At 59.9% G+C, this 12,802-nt stretch carries 8 protein-coding genes; 6 read left to right on the plus strand and 2 right to left on the minus strand.

Features of this window, described 5'->3' with window-relative positions; translation table 11 throughout:
• Positions 1-131: 131 nt before the first annotated feature.
• The gene (locus tag ACGLWX_RS04680) at positions 132-2,270 is read right to left on the minus strand and encodes a TonB-dependent siderophore receptor (RefSeq protein WP_396237740.1); all 2,139 of its coding nucleotides are present in this window, start codon (positions 2,268-2,270) and stop codon (positions 132-134) included.
• Between the two features lie 233 nt (positions 2,271-2,503).
• Here ACGLWX_RS04680 and ACGLWX_RS04685 point away from each other — a divergent pair, with 233 nt between their 5' ends.
• Complete coding sequence (locus tag ACGLWX_RS04685) at positions 2,504-3,040, plus strand: hypothetical protein (RefSeq protein WP_396237742.1); 537 nt, start codon at positions 2,504-2,506, stop codon at positions 3,038-3,040.
• On the opposite strand, the gene ACGLWX_RS04690 is transcribed toward ACGLWX_RS04685, so the two are convergent.
• Entirely contained in the window at positions 3,037-4,335 is a 1,299-nt protein-coding gene (locus tag ACGLWX_RS04690) for an MFS transporter (protein WP_396237744.1), read from the minus strand. The two genes, ACGLWX_RS04685 and ACGLWX_RS04690, sit on opposite strands and share 4 nt — an antisense overlap.
• Positions 4,336-4,599: 264 nt before the next feature.
• Between ACGLWX_RS04690 and ACGLWX_RS04695 the strand changes: the two genes are divergently transcribed.
• The 5 genes from ACGLWX_RS04695 (at position 4,600) to ACGLWX_RS04715 (ending at position 12,756) form a co-directional block, all read left to right on the plus strand.
• Entirely contained in the window at positions 4,600-6,450 is a 1,851-nt protein-coding gene (locus ACGLWX_RS04695) for a 3'-5' exonuclease (RefSeq protein ID WP_396237746.1), read from the plus strand.
• A gap of 43 nt (positions 6,451-6,493) precedes the next feature.
• Entirely contained in the window at positions 6,494-6,748 is a 255-nt protein-coding gene (locus tag ACGLWX_RS04700) for a hypothetical protein (RefSeq protein ID WP_396237748.1), read from the plus strand.
• A gap of 29 nt (positions 6,749-6,777) precedes the next feature.
• Positions 6,778-7,596, plus strand: coding sequence for a hypothetical protein (locus ACGLWX_RS04705; protein WP_396237750.1), 819 nt, complete (start codon positions 6,778-6,780; stop codon positions 7,594-7,596).
• A gap of 838 nt (positions 7,597-8,434) precedes the next feature.
• Positions 8,435-10,804 carry an AAA family ATPase gene (locus tag ACGLWX_RS04710; protein WP_396237752.1) on the plus strand — a complete coding sequence of 790 codons (2,370 nt, stop codon included), beginning with the start codon at positions 8,435-8,437 and terminating at the stop codon, positions 10,802-10,804.
• The gene (locus ACGLWX_RS04715; protein WP_396237754.1) at positions 10,801-12,756 is read left to right on the plus strand and encodes a UvrD-helicase domain-containing protein; all 1,956 of its coding nucleotides are present in this window, start codon (positions 10,801-10,803) and stop codon (positions 12,754-12,756) included. Before ACGLWX_RS04710 ends, ACGLWX_RS04715 begins: the two co-directional genes overlap by 4 nt.
• Positions 12,757-12,802 lie beyond the last annotated feature (46 nt).

Below are 12,802 nucleotides of genomic sequence, written 5' to 3' on the forward strand. Positions count from 1 at the left end.
ACCAGGGTAATCGTGTCTGTTCGCTAACGTACCCATGGCGCGCGTCATCAGCGGTCGATCAAAACGCAAAATCCCGGCCGGAGCCGGGATTTTGCATAGCGACTACATCGCTTGCGGACGCGCCGTGCGCCCTACCAGCGGTAGCTGACGCTGCCAATCACGCTGCGCGAGGCGCCGTAGTAGCAGTAGAAGTCGCAGCCGCTGACGTACTCCTTGTCGGTGAGGTTGTTGACGTTTACCTGGGCGGTCCAGTTCGGGTTGAAGTCGTAGCTGGCCACGGCATCGAACACTGTGGCCGAAGACACGCTGCCTTCGACGCTGCTGCCGGGGCTTGGCTCGCTTTCGCCCACGTAGCGCACGCCGGCACCGACGGAGACGCCGGGCATGAACTGGCTGGCGTCGTAGTCCAGCCGCGCGGAGGCGGCGTGGCGAGGCACCAGCGGCACGCGTTCGTCCTGCTGGGCATCGCTGACATCGTAGCGCGCGTCGGTATAGGTGTAGGCCGCGGTGAGCTGCAACGCATCCGTCAAATAGCCCACGCCCTCCACTTCCAAACCCTGAGAGCGGCGCTCGCCGGCCTGCTCCTGTACCGGCGCGCCGGTAGAGATCAGCGTGTTGTCCTCTTCCACATCGAAAGCGGCGACGGTGACGTAGCCGTCGATATCGAACGGCGCGATCTTGACCCCGGCTTCGAGCTGGCGGCCTTCCAGCGGCCGGTAGCTTTCACCGCTCGGGCCGCTACCCGCCACCGGCGTAAAAGATTCGCTGTAGCTCACGTACGGCGAGATACCGTTGTCGCCCAGATACATGGCGCTGGCGGTCAGCGACACCTGTTCGTCGTCGTAGCCCTGATCAGAGCGGCCGGTGTTGTCGCTCAAATCCTCGGAGCTTTTCACGTTGTCGTAGCGGGCGCCGGCCAGAAAGATCCAGTTGTCCGCGACGCGCAGCTGATCCTGCACGTAGAAGCCGAACTGACGCTGGCTCAAATTGTGCCGGGTGGGGTCGCCAGTGTCCGGTTCGCTGAACGCCGCGTAGTCCGGCTGGTAGAGATCGACGGTATCGATGTTGGCGAAGAAGCTCGAGCCGTCGCCCAGGGTGCGGAAGCTGTCCCGGTTGACGTAGTTCAAATCGAGCTTCTGGTAGCCCGCGCCGAGCAGCAGCGTGTTCTCGGTGTTGTCGGTGTAAGTACGCGCAATCAGGCGGTTATCCAGAGTGTAGGCGTCGTAATCCCCGTCGCGGTCGATCACCCCGCGGGAGATACTGCGCGGCGGCGTGACAAAGGAGTTCGGGTAGACGTTCTTGAGCTCCAGATCGAGATGGGCGTAGCGGGCGTTTTGCTGGAACTCCCAGGTGTCGTTGATCTGATGCTCGAGCTCGTAGCCCAGCGAGGTCTGGCGCTGATCGAGGGTATCGAAATCCGGCTGCCCGTAGTTGGTTTCCGGGTCGATGCGGCCAAGCGGCGTGGCGTTCGCGGTGCCCTGAGCCGGAAAGAAGCCGGAGGTCGGCGTGCCGCGGTCCTTCTGCACGCTGGCCAGAAAGGTCACCGTGGTGTCGTCGCTGAAGTCGACCGCCAGACTCGGCGCGAAGTAGTAGCGCTCGCTGCCGGTGCCGTGAAGCTCCCCGTCACGGTCGCGGTAGAGCCCGACCATGCGATAGCGCACATCCTCGTTATCGCCCACCGGGCCGGACGTATCGATAGCGACCTGGCGGTGGTCGTGGTTGCCCGCCTGAAGCTCTAGGGTGCCCTGGGGTTCACGGGTCGGGCGTTTGCTGATCGCGTTGATCACCCCGCCCGGAGGCGCCTCACCGTAGAGGATCGAAGCCGGGCCCTTGAGAAGATCGACCCGCTCGAGGCCAAAGGTTTCGGTGAGCCACCAGAAGTAGCCGCCGGTACGAAACAGGCGCAGGCCATCCTGATAGGTCGCGCTTTCGGCGCTAAAACCGCGCAGCAGAAACCAGTCCGCGTTGTTGTCGTCACCATAAGGCTGGGAGGTAACGCCAGAGCGATACTGAAAGGCCTCATCGAAGGTGCGCACGCCCTGGGTGTCGAGCGCTTCGCTGCTGACGGTGGAGATAGAGCGCGGCGTTTCGATATCCGGCGTGTCGACCTTGAGCGCGGTGGCGGTGACCGTGGTGGTACCCAGGTTCACCGTTTGCTCCTGGGCAAGCGCCGCCAAAGGCACTGTAAAAAGCGCCCCGGTCATAGAAAGGAGGAGTGAACGGCGAACGGCCAGCGATAAAGGCGCGACGGCAAAGGGCCTGGAATCCATATGATCGGTCTCGTTAAAGAGCAAAGGGCGATTGAGTAAAGCGAATGATAGAGATTTTTATTCACCACCACAAACCAAAGTGCTTAACAAGCGTTGAAAGCGCAACGTCGCGTTGCGTTCGTCATGACACGTTGCCTACACGCCCTCATCCCGACCTGTTGCGCTGGCCATGTAACTGGCGCGCGCGCGTGGTAATTTAGTTAACGATCATTGATATAGTGACGGAGCATTTCTTGCCAAGCCCTTTTTTGCCGAGCCATCGAACGCTACTCATCATTGCCGCCCTGTGCCTGCCGGTTTGGCTGGCCGCCTGGGGGTTCGCCTATACGCCTTACCGTTGTGCCGATGTTCTGTATGGCGTTCATCGCCCGGTGGATTCAACCGTCAAACTGGCCTGCGACCCGCGCATGAACATGACCTTCCTGTTCGTCGAGGACTCCCTGCATAACTGGCTGGCGGTGGTGGGCTGGGTGGTGCCCTACGCCCTCGTGGTATGGGTGGCGATTCGTACCCTGCTGCGCCGCTCCCAGCGCGTGGGCGCGATGCTGTTCACCGCCGTGACCGGCATAGCGCTGTGGATAGGGCTGATCATCTCGCTGGACCGCCAGCCCTACGGCTGTGCCTTCGGGTTCGGGGGCTTTGGCTGTACCAGCGCGCTGGGCAATGCCAACATCAACGTCTTCTTCGGCGGCTGGATGATTCCCCTTGGCATGCTGATCGTAGTGGGCCTGGTGATTGCCACATCGAATCACAAGCGGCCACCGGGCTAACCCTCGCGAAGCATCGTCACCAGCCGTTCGCGTTCGTGGGCTTCGTAAAAGCTCGGGTCGTCGAAGAGATCCGGCTGGGCGTCGTCGAACATCATGCTCAGTACCTCGGCGCTGCCTTGCACCATCGGCTCGAAATGGGCGGTATGGGTTTTCAGCGCCCGTACCCGGCGGCGGCGGTAGGTAGCGTAGAGCCCCAGCAGCAGGAACACGCCAGCGATATAAAGCGGCAGGCCTTGATCCCCGACCACGTGCATTAGCGTGCCCGCCGCCAGCGGGGCCACGGCGCAGCCGGCGCCGTGCATCACCAGCATGTCCGCCGAGCCTGCCACGATTTCGTCCGGGTGAAGCTGGTCAATCAGCTGCGCCACCGCCAGCGGGTAGAGCGAAAACGCGAGCCCGCCCCACAGGAAGTAGAGCGCCAGCAGCGCGGGTTGGCTCGGTGCGAAGGGCATCATCAGCGCCACCAGCGCCGCCCCCAATACCACCCAAGTGAGCACCACCGGCCGGTCGTGCTTATCGGAAAAGCGCCCGATAGGAAGTTGCAGCAGCGCCCCGCCAATGATGGCCGTACTCATCACCAGCCCCACCCCGGCGATATCGAAGCCCATGTGGTCGGCGTAAACCGGCGTCATCGACCAGAATGCGCCCATGGCCAGCCCCGAGAGCGCCGCCGAGGCCACCGCCAGCGGCGCAAAGCCCAGAAGCGAGCGCAGGCTGCTTTTCGGGCGCTCGCTCACTTTCGGCTGCACCCGCCGGGTGAGCGTGATGGGCAGCACCGCCCAACTGATCAACATCGAGATGATGACGAACAGCAGATACCCCTCGATGGAGGAGATCCGCAGTAGCTGCTGCGCCACCGCCAGCGACCCCAGGTTGACTACCATGTAGACGGCGAAGAGACGCCCACGCTCGTGGCTCGCTGCCTGACTATTGAGCCAGCTCTCGATCACCGTGATCAGTGTGATGAACGAAAGCCCGTAGATCACCCGCAGCGGCAGCCACACCCAGGGCGTGACGAACACCAGGTGCAGAAGCGCCACGGTGGCGCAGAGCGAAGCGCAAAAGCCGAAGGTGCGGATATGCCCCATCCGCCGAATCAACCGCCGGCTCACCCAGGTACCGCAGATGAACCCGACGAAATAGCCGGACATCACCAGCCCCAGCAGCACGGTGGAAAACCCCTCGCTCACCCCGCGCAGGCTCAATAGCGTATTGAGCAGCCCGTTGCCCAGAAGCAGTAGCGCCACGCTGTAGAGAATCGATTTCACCGGTCGCAGCATCGTCAATGAACGCATGGGATCCTCGTTGCCGGGCGGCGGCCCGGTCGTGTCAATAAAGCCGGAGGTGGCTTTGGGGAACATCATGCATAAAGGGGGCCAGAGCGGTAATTGCCATCACTTGGGAAGAGTTATAAGGAACGCGCTAAAACCAGCCGCGTCTGTTAGTCGCTTCTTTTAACATCGTTTTTAAATTGAAGCGGTTTAGCGGGCTCGCTAGAATGAGGAATCTAATAATATTTTACTAAACAGCCAGTGGCTCGCCTTCGGACACTCGACACCATGGCCACCTTCATTCCCGCGCTTTCCACCATTACCCGTATGACCAGCGGCGAGCGCCGCGTGGCGCAGCGCCTGGATAGCCTGCTCGAAGACGACTACATCGTCTGGTACGACATACCGCTCGGGCGGCAGCGTCGCTATCCGGACTTCATCGTGCTACACCCCGCCCGCGGGCTTTTGTTTCTCGAAGTGAAGGACTGGAAGCTCGATACCCTGCACTCGATCACGCCGGAAAGTGCGGTCATCGATACCCCAAAGGGGCGCAAGACGGTGAGCAACCCGCTGGTCCAGGCGCGTCAGTGCGCCTTTACCGCTCTTAACCAGCTTGAGCGTGACCCGCAACTCACCCAGGGCGATGGACGCTATCAGGGCAAGCTCTGCTTTCCCTACGGGTTCGGCGTGGTGTTTCCCAACATCAACCGCCGCCAGTGGGACGAGGCGATAGCAGAAGAGGAACAGGAGGTCGTGCTGCCGGGGCATCTAGTGATCTGCAAGGATGAGATGCTCGCCACCACCGACCCTGAAGCGTTTCAGCAGCGCCTTTGGAACATGTTTAACTATAAGTTTGGCGAGAAGCTCACCCTTCCCCAGCTCGATAGGATTCGCTGGCAACTTTTCCCTGAGGTGCGTATCGATGCTCCGACCGGGGATCTTTTTGACGACAGCGAAGCCGACGAGAAGACACCAAACAACGCGGTCGTGCCCGATATCGTGCGCGTCATGGATATTCATCAGGAACAGTTAGCCCGAAGCATGGGTGATGGCCACCGAGTCATTCATGGCGTGGCTGGTTCCGGGAAAACGCTGATTCTGGGCTATCGCTGCCTGCATTTGGCCCAAGCATCCAGCAAGCCGATTTTAGTGCTGTGCTTTAACATTACGCTGGCGGCACGACTTCGCTGCTTTATCGCCGAAAAAGGGATTGCCGAAAAAGTGATGGTTCACCACTTCCATGAGTGGTGCGGCCAGCAGTTGAAGACCTATAACGTCGACCTGCAGACGGGCAGCAAACCCGCTTACGAACGCCAAGTGGAAAGCGTGATTCAAGCCGTCGAAGAGTCGCGCATTCCGCGGGCGCAATATGCAGCGGTGATGATCGACGAAGGACACGACTTCGAGCGTGACTGGCTGAAGCTGGTAGTACAAATGATCGACCCGGACACCAATTCGCTGTTGCTGCTCTACGACGACGCGCAATCCATTTATCAAAAAGGAGCGCTGAAATTCCCGCTTTCTTCGGCCGGTGTCCAGGCTCGCGGACGCACCACCATTCTCAAGCTGAATTACCGCAATACCCGGCAAATCCTGACGTTCGCCTACGATTTTGCGCGGGATTTCCTAAAAGCTCACGATACCGACGATGACCATATACCGCTGATCACCCCCGAAGTGGCCGGGGTCAGCGGCCCCAAACCGGCGTTTCGCTCCTTCGATAATGTCCACCTTGAGGCTCGCTACCTCGTGCACTGCATTCAGACATGGCAGCACCAGGGAAGCGAGCTGAATACAATGGCCGTGGTGTATACCAGTAACGCTCAAGGGCAGTTCTTTTATAAGGCACTGCAAAAAGCCGGTATCCCTTGCCGCATCCTGCAAACGTCTGCCGACAAGCGCAGCTATACCCCCGAAGCCGACGAGGTAGTGCTGCTCAGCCGCCAAAGCAGCAAGGGGCTGGAGTTCGATACGGTGCTGCTCAGTGGGCTTGGCGCGCTCAGCAACGACGAACAAATGCAGGCCCAAGAGGCGCGCCTACTCTACGTAGGCATGACCCGCGCCCGTCGCCGCCTGATGGTCACCAGCAGCAAAGAAAACTGGTACACCGAGCGGTTGAGCGAGCTGGCGGCGGCTTGAAGACAGCGGCGTTTTCTACTTCACGCGTAAGAGGGGCACTTGAATGGCGATTGAACAAGGCATGTGGAAGCTGGCAGGCCAGAATAATGAGGCGCCGCAAAAGCTGCGCTCTACAGGGCTTGCCGACGAGGGCGTGCTGGAAGATCAGATCATGCAGGATATCTCGATTCTCAACCGTGATTGGCTACTGATCGGCCGTCAGGTACGTACCGGCTTCGATAAGCTGATCGATTTGCTCGCACTCGATGCCAACGGCAACGTCATCGAACTCAAACGCGATAAAACGCCCGCGACGTAGTCGCCCAGGCCATCGACTACGCCAGCTGGGTGGTGACGCTGGCCGACTACCAGTTGATCGAGATCTATCAGGCCTTTGCCGATCGCTACCACCGCCCCCACCCCACTCTCGAAGAAGCGTTCCTGGCCAAGTTCGGCGTGCCGCTCGATGACATCACCCTCAACGACAGCCACCAGATGGTAGTAGTCGCCACACGGCTCGACGCCAGCAGCGAGCGCATCATCAACTACCTGAACGACCACGCGCAGCTCTCGATCAACGCGATGTTTTTCTCCGCCTTCGAGGACGGCGGCAACCACTACCTGAGCCGCGCCTGGATGATCGACCCGGACGAGCCGCCCCAGCCCGCCGCGCGCAAGGCGCAAAAGGCGCCCTGGAACGGCGAGTTCTACGCCTCCTTCGGCGACGACCGCCCCTGGGAGCTCGCCCGGCGTTTTGGTTTCATCGCCGGCGGCGGCGCCCACTGGTACTCCAAGACCCTCAACCTGCTTTCCGAAGGCGACCGAGTCTGGGTCAATATTCCCAAGACTGGCTACGTAGGCGTGGCGGAAGTAACGGGCGAGCGCTGCCCGGCGGATGAGTTCAAGGTCGAAACGATGGACGGGTTAAAAAGCCTGAAAACGGTCACCACGCCCGCCGAGTACCCTCACCTGCACAACAACAGCACGATGGACGATGAGGAAACGCTGGAGTACATCGTGCCGGTACGCTGGATCAAAAGCGTCCCTGCCACCAAGGCTTTCCGTGAGGTAGGGCTGTTCGGGAATCAAAATACGGTCTGCAAACCGACCACGCCGAAATGGGAGCATACGGTGGAGCGCTTGAGGCAGGCTTGGAGTGTTGTTTGAGCGCTTGGCTCAAGTAATGGGGATATATCGGCTGAAAATAGTTGGTGGGCCCAGTAAGACTTGGACCTGCGGCCAAGGGATTATGAGTTCGCTTTTAAAACAATAAGTTATTGTCACGAAAGGAAAACTGACCGAAATTTAGCGAAAGGTACAGTTCTTTGGAATCAGTAGTTTAGCGAAAGCTGAGGATAGCACAGGAAGCTGGTGTGTGTACCGCTGGTGTACCATTAGGGACCTTCCCTCTCTCGAAAAGCATGCCTCTGAGGTGAGCACAAAACTGCTTCTCTCAAAGGCATGCTGATCGATTACGGACACAAGCGGTCTCTCGCATAGCCGTCGTAAGCAATCGCTTCGGACAGAGAGCAGACACCCCACGCCGTCGCCTTAAAGCTCAGCGTCATTTACTTCGCTATCCAACGCAGGGGAGATACGAATACATATCAAAGTCAACCAACTGACCCACAACCGGCGATTCACCGGCCCCTCGTTAGACAAACTGCCTGGGTCCACGAACGCCACGATGAACTGCACAGTGCTTTCCGTACCGGATCAGGAGGGGATGTTAGGCACATCAAGCCAACTGTCCTTGGAATTCTAGATAACTACGCTGCCCCCATCGCAAGATTGAACAAGTCATGCAGCTGAGTCGCTTGGAGCGGTACGCTCTCTGCATCAACATTCGATTTCACAGCAGCATCCGTTTGTTGGGGCTGAGAGGGTGGTTCCTGTGGCCAGATGACAGTACGCTCAATCTATTGAGCACCCGGTTGCCGCGCTGGGGCCTCGCAACAACTATAACGCTCGCCGCCGACAAACGGGGCAGCCGCAAGGAAGCGCTATGATTACGCACGAGATTTCTACTCCCTCCCCCACCGCCAATCCAGCCTCGAGCCCCACACCGAGTGCGCCCCCAGTGCCATCCACCGAAGCAGCTGCGCCTCCCGGCGCTTCACCAATCCGGCTCGCCTGCGTCGAAGTCTGCAACTTCCGACGCCTGGCAAAGACCCGCCTTGAGTTCGATGAGACCACCACCATCCTGGTTGGCGCCAACAACAGCGGCAAGACTTCCCTCCTCACGGTCCTTCGCAACTTCCTGAGCGAGTCGCCCGGCTTCCGCGCTTTTGACATCAGTCTCTCGCAATGGGCGAAGTTGCGCGAGTTGGGCCAACTCTGGGAGGCGCTCGACGAAGATCCCACAACGGACTCCAAGGATGTCGAGATATGGGAGGAGCAGTATCGACAGCTCCTGGCTTGCATGCCGTTCATCGATCTTTGGTTCGATGCGAAGGAAGGTGCGTACAACCATATTGCTCCCTTCATCACGTCGCTGAAGTGGTCAGGTGGCGCAGTTGGCGTACGGGTTCGGCTCGAGCCCGTGGCAGACGCGAACGAACTTCGTAATCTGGCCTGGCGCTACCGTGAAGCACGCTCTCCCGTGCGGAAGCTTCCGAAGGATGGCCACGCCTGGCCTATGGATCTGCTTGACTACTGGCTCAGGCACTCCTCGGACCTGCGCCGCATCGCCGCTTACCGCCTCGACCCCTTGAAGGGGCCTCTGGCAGACAAGAAGCGCCGTGACCTGCAGGCGCTGCCGCCTGGCTCGCAGCCGGTCGAGCTGCAGCTCCTGCGCAAGCTCATCCGCGTGGATTTTGTTCCTGCTCAAAGAGGGCTTGGCGCCGAGGAGGACGAGACACGGTCTGAATCGGCGAGCTCGCGTCCAGGGCTATTCTCGAGCCAGCTTCTGAAGTTCGCCCGACAGCACCTGAACGTCGCTCCATCCGGGCACGGTCATCGGGAGGACTTGGTGGCAGCCGTCGCCAGGGCTCAGGCGGAGCTTGACGATTCGATTTACAAGGCGCTCCGACCAGCGATGGAGGACGTGGAAGTTCTAGGATACCCGGGACTGCATGACCCCCAGCAGTTTCACTTCCGCACCCGTATCCAGACTACAGACCTTCTCGCCCACAGCACTGCTGTCCAATACTGTCTAGACAAAACCGCGGTCGACGAGTCCTTGCCAGAGCACTCTATCGGACTCGGCTATCAGAATCTGCAGTCGCTGAGCTTCATGTTCGTGTCGTTTCGCGCCGCGCGCCTCAATCCGCCACAGGGCACTCCTGCGGCGGTTCACCTCGTAATGGTTGAGGAGCCTGAAGCCCATTTACACGTTCAGGTTCAACGCAACTTCTCGTCGAACGCTCACGAGCTCATTCGCCCAAAGGAGCTGGTCCATAGCAACCTTCGCAGCCAGCTGCTCATCAGCACGCACTCAAGCCATCTGGCCCATGGGGACAGCTTCACGCGTCTGCGATATGTGAAGCGGGTAGCAAGTACCGACACAGGCACTAAACCCAGCACGGAGATCGTCAATCTGGGCGATGCCTTCGGCGAAGACATTCAAACCAGGACGTTCGCCGAGCGCTACTTTCAGGTCCAACACACAGACCTCCTTTTCGCTGACGCGGCCATCTTTGTGGAGGGCACCGCGGAGCGGATGCTAGTGCCGCTTTTCATCGAGCGGGACTTTCCCAAGCTTGCCAAGAAGTATGTGACCTTCCTTGACATCGGAGGCAGCCATGCGCACCGCCTCAGGCCGCTGGTGGAGCGGTTGGGGATTCCAACGATCGTTATCACCGACTTGGACCCGGTGGTTCCAACCAAGAGTAAAAAGGGGCGCACAGTGCGAGCCGCGGTGCACATCGCAGGCCAAGCAGACCTCGAGTGCGGGAACGACACACTGACCTCGTGGCACCCGAAGCTGTCCGACTTCCAAGCTTATGGGAAGCCGACGCCCGCCCAGTTGGAGTGGACCTCCGACTCAGGCGTCAAAGTCCGCTTCGCGTGGCAGCTTCCCATTGCAGCCGCAAGCGACCAATGGCCCAGCTCGTTCGAGGACTCTCTCGTCCTCTCTAACCTTGATTGGTTCAAGGCGTTAGACCAAGAGAAGGACCCCATCACCGGCAATAAAAAGGACCACCGCGGCACACTGGGGAAGGTGATGGGTATCGTGCTCGACAACCCTGACCATACCGAGCTGCTTAAGGAGCTCCACGTAATGCTGCGCGGGAACTTCAGCAAGGGCGATTTTGCGGCAACACTGTTCGAACGGCTGAACGCCGGTCAAGCCCTGGAATGCCCCGCATACATCGCTGACGCACTCACCTGGCTGAGCGGCCAACTCAACGTCACGGCTGGAGAGACCCCTTGAGCGCCACATTGCAGTCCCTTGGAAACGACCGCGACACTCACGTCGTCGAAGACATCTGCGGTTACATCACTGCGACACCGCCCAGCAGCTTCTTCCTCTTCGCCGGCGCAGGGTCCGGGAAGACTCGCACGTTGGTCGAGGTCCTGCGCCGGGTAACAGGAGTGGTGAAGCACGAAGCGGGTAGCCAGTATGCAGAGCGGCTCCGGTCCCGTGGACAGTCGGTTCGCGTCATCACTTACACCAAGAACGCGACCGCAGTCGTCAACGGCCGACTCGGCGAGAACTACCTGACCGCAGTGTCGACCATCCATTCCTTCTGCTGGGAGCTCATCAAGGACTTCACCGAGGACATCCGAGACGCCCTGCTTGCTCGCAACGCCAAGAAGCTTGAGGCAGCCAAGGCCCATGCGATGAGCAAGGTAAGGGGCGAGTCGGACAAGGACCGGCAGAAGTACGCTGAAATTGAGGCGAAGACCGAGGAAATTCGTAACACCAACGCGTTCATCTACCACCCGGACCGGAACACCTACGGATCAGGCGCGCTGTCACACGCCGAGGTTCTGGAAGTGACAGCGTGGCTCATTCGTGAGCGCCCAACGCTGCAGCACATCCTGGAGGACCGACACCCCCTCATCCTCATCGATGAGTCGCAAGACACGATGAAGGGAGTGCTTGACGCGCTGTTCGAACTCTCAAAAAACCGTCCGGGCTACATCACGCTCGGACTCCTGGGCGACCATCGGCAGCGCATCTACCCTGACGGCCACGACGACCTCCCGTCGCATGTTCCCGAGGACTGGGCGCGCCCCGCGCTGCAGATGAACCATCGCAGTCAGCAGCGCATCGTTGAGTTCATCAACAAGATTTGGGACGCGGACATCGAAGGCCGTACTCAGCCCAAGACTGGCGTACCCCAGCACCCGCGGACGGAGAAGAACGGTGGAACTGTTCGTATCTTTGTGGGCGATAGCAAGAAGAATGCCGCCGAGAAGATTCGGAAGGAGGCGGACTGCGCGCTGGCAATGGCTGCTGAGACTGCCAGCGCGGCCTGGCAGGATGGCGTACGTGGCTACAAAACGCTAGCGCTTGAGCACAAGCTAGCAGCCAAGCGAGGCAACTTCTTCAATGCATACTACGCGATGGACCTGCTGGACAAGGACGCCGCGATGCCTAAGAGTAACGGGGAGCGGACCGGTCCAGCCATGGTTCGGCCGCTCCTCGGCCCAATGCTTGAGCTCGCAGAGTGCCTGCAACCGGATGGCTCGCTAAATGAATTTGCTGCCACGGAGGTGCTGCGCAGGCACGGCGCGCTTGCAAAGGTCCCGCAGGCCAGCGCCGAGCGCCAAGCCACGCTGGACAACATTCATGCCGCAGTCATGAGGTTTGCCGACGCCACCTCCAAGCCCGGGGCAACCGTACAGGAGGTCTTGGCTCCGGTCCTAGAGGGAGAGCTCTTCGAAGCGGATCTCCGCCTGACCCAGGCATATGGCGACTCCTCTCCTCCACCGCCCGAACCAAAGGTAAGGGGCAAGGAAGCTAAGGAGGACCGACGCAAACGCGGATGGCACGCCCTCTTCAACACGCCTTGGCGAGAGATTGCTCGGTATCGTGCCTACCTTGGCGGAGAAGCCGAACTCGCGACGCACCAAGTCGTCAAGGGCTCCGAGTTCAAGCATGTCATGGTCGTCATGGACGATGAGGAAGCTGGCGGCACACAGTTCTCCTACGACAAGCTCTTCAGTGCCGAGGAGTTGAGTCCGACTGACCGGAAAAACGTTGACGAGGGAAATGAGACCACCATCGACCGAACTCTGCGGCTTCTTTACGTGACCTGCAGCCGAGCCGAGGAAAGCCTCGCCTTAGTTCTTTGGGCCAAGAACCCCAACGCAGCGCTTGACGCAATTAAACGGTCCGAATGGTTTTCCGCGGACGAGGTGACCGCTTTGAAGTAGTCACTGCTCTCAGTATTTTGGCAACCGAACGGACCGTGCCAATTTC

Source organism: Halomonas sp. HMF6819 (assembly GCF_044335525.1).
GTDB lineage: Bacteria > Pseudomonadota > Gammaproteobacteria > Pseudomonadales > Halomonadaceae > Vreelandella.